The organism is Bacillus sp. FSL K6-1366, assembly GCF_037976695.1.
GTDB lineage: Bacteria > Bacillota > Bacilli > Bacillales > Bacillaceae > Bacillus > Bacillus subtilis.
In genome coordinates this window covers 3,414,255-3,430,177 of record NZ_CP150268.1, presented here as the reverse complement: position 1 = coordinate 3,430,177, position 15,923 = coordinate 3,414,255, and the positions used below count along the sequence as shown (strand labels likewise).

The window sequence follows — 15,923 nt, the reverse complement described above, 5'->3', positions numbered from 1 at the left end:
TCGATTTCAATTTTCTGATTGTTTTATATTAGCGCAATTCACAGTTTATTTCAACACTTTTTTCTTCGTGTTCCGAACCGTTTAAAGAGAGAAATTTCTAATAATTCATGGTACAATAATTGAAAATGCAAGAAAGTATAGTGATGTCCTGGAGGAATGTTTTTATGGCACCGAAAAACGGCACAGTGCAAGAAAAGAAATTCTTTTCAAAAGAGCTTAACGAGGAAATGACCTTGCTTGTTTATCTGCCGTCCAACTACTCCCCGCTTTATAAATACCATGTCATTATCGCACAGGACGGCCACGATTATTTCAGGCTGGGGAGAATCGGCAGACAGGTTGAGGAATTGCTGTCGAAACACGAAATAGACCGGAGCATTATTATCGGTGTTCCCTATAAGGATGTAAAAGAGCGCAGAAACACCTATCATCCGGAGGGTTCAAAATTTTCGGCGTATAAACGGTTCATCGCCCATGAGCTCGTTCCTTTTGCAGATGATGAGTATCCAACCTATCAGATCGGTTATGGCCGAACCCTGATCGGTGATTCGCTCGGAGCGACCGTGTCACTTATGACAGCGCTTGATTATCCGAATATGTTTGGCAACATCATCATGCAGTCTCCCTATGTTGACAAACACGTACTAGAAGCCGTAAAACAGTCAGACGATATCAAACACCTCTCTATTTATCACCAAATCGGAACAAAAGAAACTGACGTCCACACGACAGACGGGAACATTCTGGACTTTACAGAACCGAACCAGGAGCTGAAGCAGCTGCTGGAGAAGAAGCTTTCCGATTATTATTTTGAGCCATTTGACGGAGACCACAAATGGACATACTGGCAGCCGCTCATCACCCCGGCGCTGAAAAAAATGCTTTAACACTCTATCATACTTTATTTCCAGGAGGGACATAATATGAAATACGGAATCGTTTTATTTCCATCAAAAAAGCTCCAAGACCTTGCAAACTCTTACAGAAAGCGCTATGACCCAAGCTACTCTCTGATCCCGCCTCATTTGACGCTGAGAGCATCCTTTGAATGCGCGGAGGAGAAAGCGGATCAGCTCGTATCACATTTAAGAAACATCGCAAAAGAGTCCCACCCACTCGTTCTCAAAATGACAAAATACAGCTCATTTGCGCCTGTCAATAATGTCATTTACATCAAAGCAGAACCGACGGAAGAGTTAAAAACACTCAATGAAAAGCTATACACCGGTGTGTTGGCAGGAGAACAGGAATATAATTTCGTTCCGCATGTGACGGTCGGCCAAAATCTTTCCGACGATGAGCATTCAGATGTGCTGGGACAATTAAAAATGCAGGAAGTGTCGCATGAAGAAATCGTTGACCGTTTCCACTTGCTTTACCAGTTGGAAAACGGATCGTGGACAGTATATGAAACCTTCTTGCTAGGCAGAGGAGAATAATGTTTGAGAGCAGTTATCGCAAAAAATGAAGACCAACTGAAAGATGCATTCTATGTAAGAGAAGAAGTCTTTGTCAAAGAACAAAACGTGCCTGCTGAAGAAGAAATTGACGAACTTGAAAATGAGTCAGAGCATATCGTCGTGTATGACGGTGAAAAGCCTGTCGGTGCCGGAAGATGGCGTATGAAGGACGGCTACGGCAAGTTAGAGCGGATTTGCGTACTGAAAAGCCACCGCTCAGCCGGTGTCGGCGGCATCATTATGAAAGCGCTCGAAAAAGCCGCGGCAGACGGAGGCGCTTCCGGTTTCATTTTAAACGCGCAAACACAGGCTGTGCCGTTTTACAAGAAACACGGGTATCGCGTGCTTTCTGAAAAAGAATTCCTCGATGCCGGCATTCCGCACTTACAAATGATGAAGGACTGAACGCATCCGGATCTTTTGAGATCCGGATTTTTACTGCATATAAAAAAACCGTTCTCTCGTATGAACGGTTTTTTATACATATCGATTAATATATGTCCCCATTCCTTTTTCTCGCAACCTCTTATAAAGAGAGCGCTTACGTTTCATCTCGTTTACTTTTCTTTCAGCTGCCGTTTGATTCTCCTGCTGCTTTTCCAGTTCTTTGTATACCCGCTGAAACGGGACATAGCTGATTTTTTCGGTTCCGGCATAATCCTGCTTATGTCCAATCGTTCTATTAGCATATTGAGCGTATTGCTGGTTCTGAATTTGACCTGCATATATCATACAATACCCACCCCTCTGCTGTCTCTTTTCCCTTAAACTTACTTTTTGAAACACATTTCTTTTGATATGATAGTCATTGTCTGTAATGAACACCTTTTGATTGGGAGGACCCCTTTTTGAAATGCGCCCGACTGAATGATAGAATCATACATTTACATACATATTCGAGAGAACATTATCAATTCCTCTTTGAAGAAGGAATAAAAGGACATTTATTTTGTTCTCATTGCGGAAATCCCGTTTTGTTACGGCTTAACATCGCCGATCCGCCAGAGTTTATCCATCGCCAGCCAGGCGATTTCCCGGCATGTGAGGAGGCGTGTGCTCCGAAGCCCGCCAAAGAGGAAAAAAAAGAAGATGATCAGGAATCTGGTGTCATTCGTTTGCCCAAGGGAAAAGCGATCGCCGCTGACCCGTCTCCAGCTGTTACGGAATGGCACCGTCCAAGAAGCATTAAACCAGGAACACCATTTGTGCCAAAAACAATAGAACCCGATACGAGCCTTTTTCCGTCTGTCGGCTTAAACACGGATCAGCTGAAAGCGGTCACGGAAACAGAAGGTCCGCTGCTTGTGCTTGCAGGTGCGGGGAGCGGAAAAACACGGGTGCTGACAGCCCGTGCCGCCCACATGATCGAACACTTAGGCATACCGCCTGAAAATATGCTGCTTGTCACCTTTACAACAAAAGCTGTCGCTGAAATGAAAGAGCGTATGGCGAACCAGTACGGATTACAGCCGGCAAAAGTCAGAAGACTTGTGACAGGAACATTCCACAGTCTGTTTTATAAGATCTTGTATCACTCTAATTCTGCTAAATGGAACGGTGAGCATCTGCTGAAAATGGAGTGGCAGCGGGAACAATATATCAAAAAAGCACTCTATGAAGAAGGCATCGATGAGAAAGAATTCCCAGTTGACCAAGCTCTGCAGCAGATCGGTTTTTGGAAAAACACTTATGTCCCAAATGAACGCATCCCTCTAAAAGATGAGTGGGAAAAACAAGTTTATCGTTTATATGAACATTATGAACGCCAGAAAAAAGAACACAGCCAATTTGATTTTGATGACATGGCTTCAGCCTGCTATGAATTGTTTATCGAGCGGCCTGACCTTCTGGAACAATATCAATCTCGGTTTACGTATATCTTAATTGATGAGTTTCAGGACATTAATCCGGTTCAATACAAAATCATGCAAATGCTCGCCAGCCCGGAGCAAAACCTGTGCTGTGTCGGAGACGATGACCAGTCCATCTACGCGTTTCGCGGAAGCAATCCGTCTTTCATTCTTGATTTTCAAAAGGATTATCCGGGAGCGAAGACGATCTATTTAACTGCGAACTACAGGTCTACGCACCCGATCGTCTCTAGTGCTGATATCGTTGTGAAAAAGAACAAAAACAGATATGCCAAAACGCTTGAAGCGGCCCGCGATGACATTCAGGTCCCTGTGCTGTTTTATCCTTATGATGAAGAGGAAGAAGCCACAATGGTCGTTTCCGATATCAAAGAAAAAATTCAAAATGGAGCCAGTCCAGAAGACTTTGCGGTTCTTTACCGCACAAACAGCGGAGGCCGTGCTATATATGAAAGGCTTCATCAATCGTCAATTCCGTATACAGCTGACCGCGGCGTCCAATCGTTTTACAGCAGACGGATCGTCCGCCAGATTCTCGCCTACTTGTACGCCAGCCAAAATGAGGATGACACCGAGGCGATTAAACATTTGCTTCCCGCCTTGTTTTTAAAACAGTCCGCTTTGAATACGCTGAAGGCGCTCTCGATTACAGAGGACTGTACCATGATCAAAGCGCTGGCCAAATTGCCTGATCTGAAGCCATTCCAGCTGGACAAAATCAAGAAAATCGTACCGTTTTTTGCAAGCCTCCGCACGATGAAGCCCGTAGAAGCCATCACCTTTGCAGAAGGAAAAATGGGCTTCTCCGAGTATTTAAAAAAGCGGGGCAATGAGGGCAACAAGCTGGAAAAAGGTTCCGATGACCTGCGCGACATCAAGGTTGTCGCCAAGAAGTTCAAAACAATTCCTGACTTTCTTGCCCACGTAGACCATATGAGGGCCGCTGAGAAAAACAGAACGGATGAACATGGCGTTCAGCTGATGACCATTCACCGGTCAAAAGGCCTTGAATTCAAAACAGTCTACGTGTTAGGCACTGTAGACGGCTCGATTCCGCACGATTTCTCATTAGAAACGGCAAGAAAAGGAGACGAGGCCGCTCTTGAGGAGGAAAGACGCCTTTTATATGTAGCCATGACCCGGGCGAAACAGCATTTATATTTGTCTTGCCCCGCTAATAGGCGCGGCAAAACAGCCAACCGCTCAAGATTTTTGTATCCCCTGCTACAGAAAGCAAGACAGCCCTTGCATCATTAACAGCCCGGCAGATTACTGCCGGGTTTTTACTGTAAAAAAAGGCCCGCTGCAGTGAGTCAGCCAGGCCATCCACTTATTTATTATCCATCATTTTAGAAATCGTGCCAAAATCAAGCTTTTCTTTTCCGCTTGTAATAGATTCCACAATTTTATCTTCTAATTCTTTTGGCACGCGTCTGTTTGCCATCTGAGCTACGCGGTTAATCACACTGCGCACTGTATTTTCATCTTTAAAATTAGCGTTTTGGAGTGATCCGGCAAGATTCATTACATCCTGCATCTTCACACCTGTTTTCTTTTCGATGTTCTTAAAAAATTGATTATCCATAATGCGCCTCCTTTTGGCGGAGTAATACGGTATTGTATGAATGCACATAATACAATGTGCTTTTCCAACATTTTTAAAAATAAACACAAGGCAAGGAAGCACGGGTTATAACCCGTACTTCCTCAATACATCTTAAAAGAAAGATGCACCTACGATGATGAGGAGAATGAATAATACGACCAACAAAACAAATGTTGAACCATAGCCGCCGCCGTAACCGCCAGCATAACCGCCATAACAGCCGCCGCCGTAGCCGCCGCCGAATCCGTATCCAAAGCCCATAGATAAGCACCTCCTTTACTCTCTATACACTATGTGAGCTGCTTGGATCGGCTTGGATATTCGCATAGGGCGTTTGCGGATTTACGATTGATCATATTGAGCTTGATGTTTTTTAAGTAAGGCCTCCGTTTTTTCAGCCAGCTCTTCAATCTCATCTTCAAATTCCAGACCGGCTTTATCAAATGCATCCAAGTCTTTTCTGATACGGCCCATCGTGTCTTCATACTCTTTTTGCTTTTGTTCGTGTGGTTCATATCTTCCTTCTATCCATTTTTCAAACTCATTCACTTTTATCCCCCCGCTTATGATATATGCTGAGCGAGGCCGCTCCGTTAAAAAACAAAAAACCGGAGTTCTCCGGTTTCTTTGCCAGGCTATTGAGGCTTTTTCTTTTTATTTCCGCACCCGCAGCCTTTCTTTTTTATCTTTTTTGATTGATACGACGAATCTGTATATGGAGATTTTTGGGAAGGTTTATTGAATTGATTCATTTTGTTCCCTTCCTTTCCTTATGTCATATATGCTACTTTATGCTGATGCTAGTGAAAAGTTGCTGGTGGTAACGCCTCATTCTTGCAGCCATTTTGATACGAGCGTTTCTATGATGCCGGCAAGGCCGGCGATCGCCAAAAGTAAAATCAGCCACTGCGCCGCTTGCGGGATCAACGCCTGGCATAAAATCAAAAAGCCGGCGCACCACACGCCTGTGCACCAATAGCAGCTCAGCAATTCACCAATAAACGCCCTGACACCGGTTCCTTTAATCACGATATAGGTTTGAATATTCCCGTCCGCATCCTTTTCTTCCTTCTCTTCATGAAACAGACTGCGAAGCGGCGCCATAATCGTGTCAAACACCAGCAGGCGGGCGAGCCGAAAGACCGCAAGCGATAGAAGAACAATTGTCAGCCCATTTATAACCACTCGTTCACTCCTTTGCCAATCATGATCCCTTCACATATATGCGAAAACCCTATTCTTCATGAATTGTATCTTGTCCGGCAGAAAATTGGTTATTTTTATTATTCCGCTCTGCACCCCATTTGCATTATATAGAGTATGGATAAGAAAGGAGTGAAGGTTATGTCATTTGAAACAAAAATTGAATCCCTGCATCCTGACATATTTGAGCAATTATCAAGCGAATTCGAGCAGCAGATCGAAGTGATTGATTGCGAAAATATCACAATAGATACGTCACATATAACAGCTGCCCTTTCTATACAAGCCTTGGTTACAACATTGATTATCCTGCTGACACAGCTCGTTATTGCCGACGAGGACTTGGCCGACACAGTAGCAAGCGAAATACTCATTCTCGATAGCTCCCAAATCAAAAAAAGAACCATCATTAAAATTATCAACAGCCGAAACATCAAGATTACTTTGTCTGCAGACGAAATAATAACCTTTGTACAAATCTTGCTTCAGGTGTTAAACAGTATGCTACTTGAATTCGACATCCTTTAATCCTTTCTTTTCACAAACTAAAAGTTGAGGTGAGAACAAATGTCAGATAACGATAAAATCAAAGAAGAGCTTGAAAAGCTCCCAGAAGTTGATCCAATGATGAAAATGCTGGTCCAAAACATATTTGTAAAACACGGCATCACAAAAGACAAAATGAAAAAAGTATCAGATGAAGAAAAAGAAATGCTTTTGAATATGGTAAAAGACCTGCAAGCGAAATCAGCGGAGCTAGCTGAAAAACACAAGAAGAAAAAAGAAGAAGAAGCCGTACAAGAGCAAAAGAGCGATAAACCGCTTAGCCGCAGAGAGCAGCTCATTGAACAGCTCAGACAAAGACGGCAAAACAATAACAATTCAAATTAATCATAAAAAATAGGGCACATCATCAAGATAAATGCCTCAGTCAAAGTAAGAGGCTCGCTCATTTAATAACAGTAAAAGAAAAGGAGGAATAGATATGGAAAGCAGACCATACTCTTGGGTTGCACTTGATCCTGACTGTGACCATCCGTTAGAGCACAAAGAGAAAGAAAAAGAAGAAAGAAAATGCAATTGCGATATTTGCTGCAATAACAATGGGTTTGGCAATGACAACAACGCCTTTATCGACCAAGATCTAGCTCAGGCAAATCTCAACAAACAAGTCTCAGATGAGACGATTATTATTAGAGACTCTTGTGACATCAACGTTTCATCTACAGACGTTCAAGCCGTAACATCTATTGTAACAGCGCTTAATGCAGCTGTCTTGACAGTAGCTCTCACCTCCATTGCAGATGGCGTTATTGCTGAATTAGTCGCACAAGATTTATTGCAGCTTACAGCTAACAAGCAAGTAAACCGCCAGAAACTTCTTATCGAATGCTCCCGCGGCGTAAACGTCACAACAGTAGATGCCGATATCGCAACCCTTGTCTCTACAGCTACAAACGTTCTGATCGCTGTCCTAGTCATCACTCTTGTCCTCTAGAACCTAAAAGCAGAGCTAAAAACGCTCTGCTTTTTCTTATTTTCCAAGCATATGATGAATATATAGACGTTCACCCACACCAAGTGGGGCACGGGTACATATGTTGTTAAGGACTAAAGTCAAATACCCTATAAAGAAGGAGCTGAAATCAATGAGCTGCGGAAAAACCCATGGCCGGCATGAGAACTGTGTATGCGATGCAGTGGAAAAGATTTTAGCAGAGCAGGAGGCAGTTGAGGAACAGTGTCCGACTGGCTGCTATACAAACCTTTTGAATCCGACAATTGCAGGTAAAGACACAATTCCGTTTCTCTTGTTTGATAAAAAAGGCGGATTGTTCTCCACATTCGGAAACGTGGGGGGATTTGTGGATGATATGCAATGCTTTGAATCCATTTTCTTCCGCGTTGAAAAATTATGTGATTGCTGCGCAACACTGTCTATTTTACGCCCTGTCGATGTTAAAGGCGATACCTTAAGTGTTTGCCACCCTTGCGACCCGGATTTCTTCGGGCTAGAAAAAACAGATTTCTGCATTGAAGTGGATCTCGGATGCTTCTGCGCGATTCAGTGCCTGTCACCAGAGCTAGTTGACAGAACATCGCCTCATAAAGATAAAAAGCATCATCACAATGGATAAACACTTGTAAAGAGGAATCCCCTTCCAAACTCTATTACAGGTGCAAATCATTCAGCTGCTTCCAGCGTGAGGCAGCTGACTCTCCATCATTTCGCCAGTCTCAAATTTATAAGGCAGGAGGGATAATATGAGCCAGAAAACATCAAGCTGCGTGCGTGAAGCTGTAGAAAATATTGAAGATCTGCAAAACGCTGTTGAAGAAGACTGCCCGACCGGCTGCCACTCTAAGCTTTTATCTGTAAGCCATTCGTTAGGCGACACAGTGCCTTTTGCAATATTTACATCAAAATCAACGCCATTAGTCGCCTTCGGAAATGTCGGCGAACTCGATAACGGCCCTTGCTTTAATACAGTATTTTTCAGGGTGGAAAGAGTGCATGGAAGCTGCGCAACACTGTCATTATTAATCGCATTTGACGAACACAAACACATTTTGGACTTCACCGATAAAGATACGGTGTGCGAAGTGTTCCGACTCGAAAAAACGAACTACTGTATTGAAGTTGACTTAGACTGCTTCTGCGCAATCAACTGCTTAAATCCTCGATTAATTAATCGTACACATCATCAGCATTAATCATAAGCTGGAAAAGCTTGCAGGCCTGCAGGCTTTTCTCTATGTAAAAAAGCTGTCCGGCAACATCAGCCGGGCAGCTTTTTTCTTTTTCGTTAAAAACCGAGCGGGTGCAAAGAGGTAATATCATCGATTGCCAGTTCGGTTGGGGCTCCGTTTCCGGTTGTTCGAAGCAGGACGGAATCATTTCTTCTTCCGACAATCACGCCCCTGTACGTTCTTCCATTGGCTTCAATCAAACAAAGCGCTCTCGGCATGTTATGAGGCAGCTTTGTTAAAAAATCAATTTTTTCGTGGATCGTCATCTTGCTCATCGGTTTTTTCACTTTTCGTGCCGGAGGTGCTTTTTCCTCCGCTTTATCAGCACTATGGACAGCTTCCGGTTCTTTCTCAGGCTTCCGGGCCTCAAGTGCAGGCTCTTCCTTTTTTTCTGCTTTCGGGGGCTCGTGTTCAACGGTTTCTTCTACGGCCTGCGGCTCTGCTTTCTGTTCCTCCTGGCTTTTTATGTTCTCTGGCTCTCTCACCTCTTGAGTTTGCTGACTCACTGGTTCGGCTGCAGGCTTTTGGTCTTCTTGCAGGACATCCTGTGCCACAGCTTCCTCCTGCTGCTTCTCATGGTAAACCGGCTTTTCCTCAGCTTTTGGCGGAGCGGGTTTGTCGGCCTTTCTTTTGATGACAATCTCCTGCATGGATGACCTTGTAGTTTCTGCATAATCCGGCTGAACAATATACATGAGCGGTTTTTTATCCGCGTTTCTTTTCTTATTAGACATCTTCATCCCTCCGATTGTGTCATATTCTATCTATATGACAGAAAGCTGAAAATCAGAAGAAATAAAAAAGCAATCCCTATTCGGGATTGCTTGAAATAGATCCTGCTTAGCGGGCAGTGATATGGAAACCTGAATCAACGTGAAGATTTTCACCTGTAATCCCGCGGGACATATCGCTGAACAAGAACGCAGCTGTATCGCCCACTTCTTCAGGTGTTGTCGTGCGGCGAAGCGGTGCACGCTCTTCGATGTCTTTTAAGATAGAGTTGAAATCGCTGATGCCTTTAGCAGATAATGTTCTGATCGGGCCGGCAGAAATGCTGTTGACGCGGATATTTTCTTTTCCTAAGTCAGCAGCTAAATATTTCACACTTGCATCAAGAGAAGCTTTTGCTACACCCATAACGTTGTAGTTTGGCATCACAAGCTCTCCGCCAAGGTACGTCAAAGTGACAATGCTTCCGCCTTCAGTCATCATCGGACGTGCCGCTTTGACAACAGCAGTCAGAGAATATGAGCTGATGTTATGAGCCAAAAGGAAGCCGTCCCGATTTGTGTTTAAGTATTCGCCCACAAGCTCTTCTTTGTTGGCAAACGCGATACAATGCGCGATACCGTGGATTACACCGACCTGCTCCTTAATGCTTGCGAAGCAAGTTTCGATTTCTGCGTCGTTTGTAACATCGCAAGGAAGGATGATGGAGTCGTTGCGGTCTAATGTTCCGGCAAGCTCGTGAACGGATTTCTCCAGGCGTTCACCAGCGTATGTGAAAATCAAACGTGCACCCGCTTCATGTAAAGAACGCGCAATGCCCCAGGCGATGCTGCGTTTGTTGGCTACCCCCATCACAACAATGTTGCGGCCTTCAAGTGAAAAATTCATATGTATAAAGCCTCCTATATTTAATAAAGACATAGTATTAGTACCTGATCTTAATTTCTATCATATCATAACCTTGTCCAGATGAAAAGCGCATACCGTAGCAAACGCAAAAGAGATCACCATCAGCTGGTGATCTCATCGGCTTGTATTTAAGCTGTTTCGTTTAAAAGCGAAATGGTTTGTCGGCCCGTGTCCCGACCCGATGCCGAGCGTATTTTCCACCGCTTCACGGACAAAGTTGGCCGCAACTTCAAATGCCTGATGGATGCTGTCTCCTTTAGCCGTTTGGGCCGTTAAAGCCGCAGCAAAGGTGCAGCCTGTGCCATGCGTATGCTTCGTATTGATATAAGGATGGGTGATTTGCATAAACATGCTGCCATCAAAAAGAAGGTCAGTAATGTGATTGTCCTCAGGCTGGTGCCCGCCTTTGATAATGACATGCTGCGCACCCATCTTGACGAGCTGCTCTGCTGCTTTTTTCCGGTCATCCAGCGAGCTGATTGTCATTCCTGTCAGCGTTTCTGCTTCCGGGACATTCGGCGTAATCGCGTAGCTTCTTGGAATGAGCAACTCCTTTAAGGTGGCAACTGACTCATCACGCAGCAAGGATGCCCCGCCCTTTGCGATCATAACCGGATCAACAATTACACGATTGAATCCGTACTCGTCAATTTTTCTTGCCACTTCTTCAATCATGTCGGCATTCCAGAGCATTCCCGTTTTGACTGCATCCGGTCTCAAATCCTCAGCAACAGCGTCAATTTGCTGTCTCAACGCCTCTACAGTCAGCGGATGCACCCCATGAACGCCAAGCGTATTTTGAGCGGTTACCGCTGTAATCGCAGACATTCCGAATACATCAAGCTCTTGAAAGGTTTTAATATCAGCTTGTATCCCTGCGCCGCCGCCTGAATCTGATCCGGCGATTGTCAATGCTTTATATATACTCATTACACTACACTCCTTTTATTACCCGATCCATTTATGATAAATGGATTTTGCCCGGGCAATATCATTTGTTCCATGGATCAAAGCTCTGCCGTCCCGGAACAGCACCATTTTCATATCATCCGAGCGGCAGGAAATTAAATACGGGTTCGCAGCTACTTCAAGCCCGGCCTGCCTCAGCTGACCGGCAAGCGCTTCAAGATCCGCTTCTTTCGTAATAGATGATCTGATCTGCACCGTGTTCCTGCCGCACAATACAGCCGCTTTTGTTTGATTTTCATATGACAAAAACGGAAAATCCTTTGTGCCGCAGCTTGGGCATGCGTCATGTTTGAGACTGGCCGCTCTCACTTCTGACCGCTCATTTTTCCACAAATCAAAGGAGCGCAGCACCGGCTCGCACTCCTCTCCCGTCAGCAGCTTCAGTGCATCTGTTACCTGAAAGACTGCTACCTGCAAAACAGCCGGACTGATGATGCCGGCTGTGTCACATGTTGCTCCGCCAATCGGAAGTGTATCGAGCAAGCAATGCAGGCAAGGAGTAGAACCCGGCACCACGGTAAAGGTGAGGCCGTAGCTCCCTACACAGGCACCGTAAAGAAAAGGAATCCCTTCCTTTACCGCAGCATCATTTACGATCAGGCGGGTTTCAAAATTATCAGCCGCATCCACTATAATTGATGCATCCCTAATCAGCTCGAAGATATTTTCTGCTGTCACATCCATGACAAGGCCGGTCACATCAACATCGCTGTTAATCGAACGGAGACGGCGCTCCGCAGCAGCTGCTTTCGGCATTTCTTTTTTGACATCATCTTCTGTATAAAGCTGCTGGCGCTGGAGGTTGCTCCATTCAACATAATCTCTGTCGGCAATTTTCACAGAGCCGACTCCCGCTCTCACCAGCATTTCTGCACTGGCTGTTCCGAGCGCGCCGGCGCCGATAATCACGGCGCGCGCTTCTTTCAATTTTTTCTGGCCGGATGGGCCGATCGGAGCAAACAGCTCCTGCCTTGAATACCTGCCCGTCATACAGGAAGACCTTCTCCCGGACTGCTTGCCGTTCCGTATTGCTTAAGCGGGATGCGGCCCGCCTCATAAGAAAGGCGTCCTGCTTCCACTGCAAGCTTCATGGCACGAGCCATTTTCACAGGATCGTCAGCGCCCGATACAGCCGTATTGAGCAGTACGCCATCCGCTCCAAGCTCCATTGCGTATGCCGCATCTTTAGGCGAGCCGATTCCCGCATCCACGATGACCGGCACTTTCGCCTGTTCAATAATAAATGACAGATTCAAAGGATTTAAGATTCCTTGTCCCGATCCAATCGGAGATGCACCCGGCATGATGGCATGAACGCCGAGCTCTTCCAGCTTTCTCGCCAGCACAACGTCATCCGACGTGTACGGGAGCACAATAAAGCCTTCTTCAAGAAGCTGTTCAGACGCTTTTAATGTCTCAACAGGGTCAGGCAGCAAGGAACGGCTGCATCCGATGACTTCAACTTTAATCATGTCACAAAGGCCTGACGCTTTCGCCAGCCTTGCAATCCGAACCGCTTCTTCAGCAGTGCTGGCGCCCGCTGTATTCGGCAAAAGCGTATATTTGGATAAATCAAGCTGTTCCAGAAAATTTGGCTGAGATGCTTCAAAGATGTTCATTCTCCTTACAGCAAATGTTAAAATATCAGACTCAGAAACAGCTACTGCTTCCTTTTGAATGTCAAACGATGGGTATTTCCCCGTGCCCAGCAGCAATCTTGATTGAAATGATTTTCCGCCAATTGTTAACATGCTCATCCGCCTCCTACAAAATGGACAATTTCAATGACATCACGATCACAAAGCTCAACCTCGTGATAGCGTTCTTTCCCGATTATTTCTTTATTTCTTTCCACGATAACGATTTTATTTTCAAGCTGATACGACGCCAGCAGGTCTTGAATTGTACCTGTGTCTTTTTCCCACTTCACGTCTTTACCGTTCAGCTGTAGCATCATATCTGAACCGCCTCCTTGCGATCAATTCGGAATGCGTGCAGCCAGTCTTGGTTGACCTCTTTATTCATGATGAGATCACTGATCAAAGCGCCCGTTGCTGGAGCAAGCAGGATCCCGTTTCTGAAATGGCCAGCCGCAAATAAAATACGGCTGTCCTCAGGATGTCTGCCGATGTACGGTTTTCCATCCTTTGTTCCCGGCCGGAGTCCCGCCCAAAAACGATCCACCTTCATATTCTGTATAGCCGGCAGCATCGTTTTTGCTTTTTTCATAACCGATTCCAATCCGCCAAGATCCGGTGTTTCACTCCAGTCCCCCGGCTTCATTGTCGCGCCGACAACCAGTTTGCCGCTTTTTCTCGGTACGATATAGCAGTGATCATGGTAAAGCGTTTTTGTCAGCGGGATATCATCATTCCAAACGGACAGGCACTCCCCTTTTACAGGGAGAAAAGCATTGTTCAGTCCAAGCTGTTTAAAAAACATTCCGCTCCACACCCCGCTGGCAACGACAACATGATTAGCCCATACGTCTCCGCTAGGGGTCTTGATGGACAGGGCTTCACCGTCACGTTCGACATGCAGGACGGGCGTATGCTCAAAAATCTCCGCCCCAAGCATTTTTGCTGCTTTCACATATGCCTTGCAAACAAAATAAGGCTCCACATGCACATCATCCTGAATAAAAGATGCACCAAAGATGTCACCAGACGCATACGGCTCTTTTTCTAACACCTCTTCTTTTGAATACCAGCTGACAGAGTCCAAATCGTCCATCTGTCTCAGCTGCAGCACATCTTCTTCAGAAAATGCAAGCTTAAACATACCGCCGTTATGCTGCCTGATATCCACACCGGATAATGCATAAAGCTCTTCTCCAAGACCTTTGTACAGACGCTGACTGTGCATAGCGAAATCAAAAAACGCGTCACGTTCCTCGCATTCGGCATGGGCGCCCAGCATTCCAGCAGCGGCACTTGTCGTTCTGCCGCCCATTGTTCCGCTTTCAAACAATGCGGTGCTTTTGTTTTCCTTTGCCAAATAATAAGCAATTGCGGAACCGATAATTCCGCCTCCAATCACCACTGCTTCATAATGCCTTTTCATAGCGCATCTCCTTTAGCTTGCGGGAATATCGTCTGGCTGCTTCCAAGGGCTCAGCGGAAGAGAAAATTCCTGACATAACAGCAATGCCGTCTGCCCCTGCTTGTTTTACGTCTCTTAACCTGTCCGGCGTCATCCCCCCGATGGCTATAACCGGGATGGAAATCCGCTGTTTGATATCTGACAGCAAAGATACTCCTCTGCCTTCAAGACCCTTTTTGCAATCCGTTTCAAACACATGGCCGAACAGCACGTAGTCCGCGTCTTCCTTTTCTGCTTGAACCGCTTCCTCCAGTGAATGCACCGACCTCCCGATATGAAGGTGTGGAAATCTGGCTCTGACCTGCTTCGGTGAAAAGCTGCCGCTTGGCAGCTGCACGCGGTGAATAGTAGAGAAAAGTGCAATATCCACGCGCCCGTTCATCACCAATTTTCGTTTATCTATACCGCCTTCAAAAATAAGCTCGAGCAGTTTCAAAATATCCGCCGCGGATTTTGAGCGTTCCCGAATGTGAATAAAATCAACTTCATTCTGAATCGTAATGATGATTCTCGCTAGCTCTTCTACCGGCTTGCTGTCATCCGTTATGGCGTGAAGCTCCACATTCCTCCACCTCTTTTATGGCGCTGTCAGACCAGCCTTCTTTTCGATAGGCCATTCCCCAAAATTGATATTCATAGTAGCTGGAGATGACAAAATTCTCTTTCATCTTGGCACGCACTTCCTCCGTGCTGTTTTCCGCCAGCTCATCAAAGCGGTTGATTTGCTCCTCGACCTGTTGTCTAAACCAATCACCGCCGTATGTCCCAATCCACTTTTGATAAATCGGATGCCCAGGATCGCAATGCAGCAATTTTTCACCAACCTCATAATAAAGCCAGTAGCATGGCAGCAGGGCCGCTAAGATTTCTGCGAAATTCCCGCTCAAAACCGAACGGTACATATGGGATGTATAAGAGTACGCTGTAGGAGACGGCTTAAACGCCTTATGCTCTTCCTCGCTGATTTCCAACAGCTCGGCAAACTCCCGATGAAGCGCCATTTCCGCCTCATATGTACCTTGGGCATGGCTTGCCATCCGCCCCGTTGTATAAAGGTCCTTCGCATAAGCGGCGCCAAATGACTGCACCTTTGCAAAATGCGTTAAATAATAGGAATCCTGAAGTACGTAGTATTTAAAACGGTCAATCGGAAGCGTTCCGTCACCGATTCCTTGAACGAACGGATGGACAAAGCTCCCCTCCCACCATTCTGCGGCTGCACTGCGGCATTCTTCTGAAAACTTCACAAATCATTCCCCCTCTGAAAATAAAAAAACCACTTTCCCGCAAGGAAAAGTGGTTTGGAATTGGCATAGTAAAATA

General features: G+C 45.5%; 23 protein-coding genes. 9 read left to right on the top strand and 14 right to left on the bottom strand.

Going from position 1 to position 15,923, the window contains the following annotated elements; translation table 11 throughout:
• Window positions 1-164: 164 nt before the first annotated feature.
• Genes MHI44_RS17950 through MHI44_RS17940 form a run of 3 tightly spaced genes read left to right on the top strand, consistent with a single transcriptional unit; the run spans window position 165 to window position 1,865 of the window.
• Entirely contained in the window at window positions 165-887 is a 723-nt protein-coding gene (locus MHI44_RS17950) for an esterase family protein (RefSeq protein WP_015252332.1), read from the top strand.
• A 36-nt stretch (window positions 888-923) separates the two neighbouring features.
• Window positions 924-1,439, top strand: a complete 516-nt coding sequence (locus tag MHI44_RS17945) for a YjcG family protein (RefSeq protein WP_003232861.1) — start codon at window positions 924-926, stop codon at window positions 1,437-1,439.
• 3 nt (window positions 1,440-1,442) lie between these two features.
• Window positions 1,443-1,865: a GNAT family N-acetyltransferase gene (locus MHI44_RS17940; RefSeq protein ID WP_339202505.1), complete on the top strand. Its 423-nt coding sequence runs from the start codon at window positions 1,443-1,445 to the stop codon at window positions 1,863-1,865.
• 72 nt (window positions 1,866-1,937) lie between these two features.
• Here MHI44_RS17940 and MHI44_RS17935 read toward each other — a convergent pair whose 3' ends face one another.
• Complete coding sequence (locus MHI44_RS17935) at window positions 1,938-2,192, bottom strand: hypothetical protein (RefSeq protein WP_003232866.1); 255 nt, start codon at window positions 2,190-2,192, stop codon at window positions 1,938-1,940.
• Window positions 2,193-2,308: 116 nt separating this feature from the next.
• On the opposite strand from MHI44_RS17935, the gene MHI44_RS17930 reads away from it, so the two are divergent.
• Entirely contained in the window at window positions 2,309-4,588 is a 2,280-nt protein-coding gene (locus MHI44_RS17930) for an ATP-dependent helicase (RefSeq protein WP_161477069.1), read from the top strand.
• A gap of 73 nt (window positions 4,589-4,661) precedes the next feature.
• On the opposite strand, the gene spoVIF is transcribed toward MHI44_RS17930, so the two are convergent.
• From spoVIF to yjcA, 4 genes are all read right to left on the bottom strand, one after another.
• Entirely contained in the window at window positions 4,662-4,916 is a 255-nt protein-coding gene (spoVIF, locus tag MHI44_RS17925; protein ID WP_003232870.1) for a sporulation-specific transcription regulator SopVIF, read from the bottom strand.
• A 132-nt stretch (window positions 4,917-5,048) separates the two neighbouring features.
• Entirely contained in the window at window positions 5,049-5,198 is a 150-nt protein-coding gene (yjcZ, locus tag MHI44_RS17920) for a sporulation protein YjcZ (RefSeq protein ID WP_003232872.1), read from the bottom strand.
• A gap of 81 nt (window positions 5,199-5,279) precedes the next feature.
• Window positions 5,280-5,486 (bottom strand): hypothetical protein, encoded by a 207-nt coding sequence (locus MHI44_RS17915; RefSeq protein WP_017695696.1) that lies wholly within the window; start codon window positions 5,484-5,486, stop codon window positions 5,280-5,282.
• Between the two features lie 279 nt (window positions 5,487-5,765).
• Window positions 5,766-6,122, bottom strand: coding sequence for a sporulation protein YjcA (gene yjcA / locus MHI44_RS17910; protein WP_003232879.1), 357 nt, complete (start codon window positions 6,120-6,122; stop codon window positions 5,766-5,768).
• Window positions 6,123-6,281: 159 nt separating this feature from the next.
• On the opposite strand from yjcA, the gene cotV reads away from it, so the two are divergent.
• The 5 genes from cotV (at window position 6,282) to cotZ (ending at window position 8,855) form a co-directional block, all read left to right on the top strand.
• Window positions 6,282-6,668, top strand: a complete 387-nt coding sequence (cotV, locus tag MHI44_RS17905; RefSeq protein WP_339202504.1) for a spore coat protein CotV — start codon at window positions 6,282-6,284, stop codon at window positions 6,666-6,668.
• 39 nt (window positions 6,669-6,707) lie between these two features.
• Window positions 6,708-7,031: a hypothetical protein gene (locus MHI44_RS17900; RefSeq protein ID WP_015252340.1), complete on the top strand. Its 324-nt coding sequence runs from the start codon at window positions 6,708-6,710 to the stop codon at window positions 7,029-7,031.
• A gap of 94 nt (window positions 7,032-7,125) precedes the next feature.
• Window positions 7,126-7,638 carry a spore coat protein CotX gene (gene cotX, locus MHI44_RS17895; RefSeq protein WP_015252341.1) on the top strand — a complete coding sequence of 171 codons (513 nt, stop codon included), beginning with the start codon at window positions 7,126-7,128 and terminating at the stop codon, window positions 7,636-7,638.
• A gap of 151 nt (window positions 7,639-7,789) precedes the next feature.
• Window positions 7,790-8,278, top strand: coding sequence for a spore coat protein CotY (gene cotY / locus MHI44_RS17890; RefSeq protein WP_014479465.1), 489 nt, complete (start codon window positions 7,790-7,792; stop codon window positions 8,276-8,278).
• Between the two features lie 127 nt (window positions 8,279-8,405).
• Window positions 8,406-8,855: a spore coat protein CotZ gene (gene cotZ, locus MHI44_RS17885; protein ID WP_014479464.1), complete on the top strand. Its 450-nt coding sequence runs from the start codon at window positions 8,406-8,408 to the stop codon at window positions 8,853-8,855.
• A gap of 92 nt (window positions 8,856-8,947) precedes the next feature.
• On the opposite strand, the gene cotO is transcribed toward cotZ, so the two are convergent.
• The 9 genes from cotO to tenA all read right to left on the bottom strand — a co-directional run bounded on the left by cotO (window position 8,948) and on the right by tenA (window position 15,847).
• Window positions 8,948-9,631, bottom strand: a complete 684-nt coding sequence (gene cotO, locus MHI44_RS17880; protein WP_213414414.1) for a spore coat protein CotO — start codon at window positions 9,629-9,631, stop codon at window positions 8,948-8,950.
• 100 nt (window positions 9,632-9,731) lie between these two features.
• Window positions 9,732-10,508, bottom strand: a complete 777-nt coding sequence (gene fabI / locus MHI44_RS17875) for an enoyl-ACP reductase FabI (protein WP_003232896.1) — start codon at window positions 10,506-10,508, stop codon at window positions 9,732-9,734.
• A 135-nt stretch (window positions 10,509-10,643) separates the two neighbouring features.
• Window positions 10,644-11,459: a bifunctional hydroxymethylpyrimidine kinase/phosphomethylpyrimidine kinase gene (thiD, locus tag MHI44_RS17870; RefSeq protein ID WP_014479462.1), complete on the bottom strand. Its 816-nt coding sequence runs from the start codon at window positions 11,457-11,459 to the stop codon at window positions 10,644-10,646.
• 18 nt (window positions 11,460-11,477) lie between these two features.
• Window positions 11,478-12,488 (bottom strand): thiazole biosynthesis adenylyltransferase ThiF, encoded by a 1,011-nt coding sequence (thiF, locus tag MHI44_RS17865; protein WP_033883575.1) that lies wholly within the window; start codon window positions 12,486-12,488, stop codon window positions 11,478-11,480.
• Window positions 12,485-13,255 (bottom strand): thiazole synthase, encoded by a 771-nt coding sequence (gene thiG, locus MHI44_RS17860; RefSeq protein WP_010886483.1) that lies wholly within the window; start codon window positions 13,253-13,255, stop codon window positions 12,485-12,487. Before thiG ends, thiF begins: the two co-directional genes overlap by 4 nt.
• Entirely contained in the window at window positions 13,252-13,452 is a 201-nt protein-coding gene (gene thiS, locus MHI44_RS17855; protein ID WP_072173897.1) for a sulfur carrier protein ThiS, read from the bottom strand. The genes thiG and thiS overlap by 4 nt, the downstream gene beginning before the upstream one ends.
• Window positions 13,452-14,561 (bottom strand): glycine oxidase ThiO, encoded by a 1,110-nt coding sequence (gene thiO / locus MHI44_RS17850; RefSeq protein ID WP_134155152.1) that lies wholly within the window; start codon window positions 14,559-14,561, stop codon window positions 13,452-13,454. Before thiO ends, thiS begins: the two co-directional genes overlap by 1 nt.
• On the bottom strand, window positions 14,545-15,162 hold the full coding sequence (tenI, locus tag MHI44_RS17845; protein WP_015715674.1) for a thiazole tautomerase TenI: 618 nt from the start codon (window positions 15,160-15,162) through the stop codon (window positions 14,545-14,547). The genes thiO and tenI overlap by 17 nt, the downstream gene beginning before the upstream one ends.
• A complete protein-coding gene (gene tenA, locus MHI44_RS17840) occupies window positions 15,137-15,847 on the bottom strand; it encodes a thiaminase II (protein WP_106073818.1) in 711 nt (236 codons plus the stop codon). Before tenA ends, tenI begins: the two co-directional genes overlap by 26 nt.
• Between the last annotated feature and the right edge of the window lie 76 nt (window positions 15,848-15,923).

Bases quoted from the DNA above. Each gene is read 5' to 3' on its own strand.
- MHI44_RS17950 (WP_015252332.1), top strand. From the start codon at position 165: ATGGCACCGAAAAACGGCACAGTGCAAGAAAAGAAATTCTTTTCAAAA.
- MHI44_RS17945 (WP_003232861.1), top strand. From the start codon at position 924: ATGAAATACGGAATCGTTTTATTTCCATCAAAAAAGCTCCAAGACCTT.
- MHI44_RS17935 (WP_003232866.1), bottom strand. From the start codon at position 2,192: ATGATATATGCAGGTCAAATTCAGAACCAGCAATACGCTCAATATGCT.
- spoVIF (WP_003232870.1), bottom strand. From the start codon at position 4,916: ATGGATAATCAATTTTTTAAGAACATCGAAAAGAAAACAGGTGTGAAG.
- yjcZ (WP_003232872.1), bottom strand. From the start codon at position 5,198: ATGGGCTTTGGATACGGATTCGGCGGCGGCTACGGCGGCGGCTGTTAT.
- cotV (WP_339202504.1), top strand. From the start codon at position 6,282: ATGTCATTTGAAACAAAAATTGAATCCCTGCATCCTGACATATTTGAG.
- MHI44_RS17900 (WP_015252340.1), top strand. From the start codon at position 6,708: ATGTCAGATAACGATAAAATCAAAGAAGAGCTTGAAAAGCTCCCAGAA.
- cotX (WP_015252341.1), top strand. From the start codon at position 7,126: ATGGAAAGCAGACCATACTCTTGGGTTGCACTTGATCCTGACTGTGAC.
- cotY (WP_014479465.1), top strand. From the start codon at position 7,790: ATGAGCTGCGGAAAAACCCATGGCCGGCATGAGAACTGTGTATGCGAT.
- cotZ (WP_014479464.1), top strand. From the start codon at position 8,406: ATGAGCCAGAAAACATCAAGCTGCGTGCGTGAAGCTGTAGAAAATATT.
- cotO (WP_213414414.1), bottom strand. From the start codon at position 9,631: ATGAAGATGTCTAATAAGAAAAGAAACGCGGATAAAAAACCGCTCATG.
- fabI (WP_003232896.1), bottom strand. From the start codon at position 10,508: ATGAATTTTTCACTTGAAGGCCGCAACATTGTTGTGATGGGGGTAGCC.
- thiD (WP_014479462.1), bottom strand. From the start codon at position 11,459: ATGAGTATATATAAAGCATTGACAATCGCCGGATCAGATTCAGGCGGC.
- thiF (WP_033883575.1), bottom strand. From the start codon at position 12,488: ATGACGGGCAGGTATTCAAGGCAGGAGCTGTTTGCTCCGATCGGCCCA.
- thiG (WP_010886483.1), bottom strand. From the start codon at position 13,255: ATGAGCATGTTAACAATTGGCGGAAAATCATTTCAATCAAGATTGCTG.
- thiS (WP_072173897.1), bottom strand. From the start codon at position 13,452: ATGCTACAGCTGAACGGTAAAGACGTGAAGTGGGAAAAAGACACAGGT.
- thiO (WP_134155152.1), bottom strand. From the start codon at position 14,561: ATGAAAAGGCATTATGAAGCAGTGGTGATTGGAGGCGGAATTATCGGT.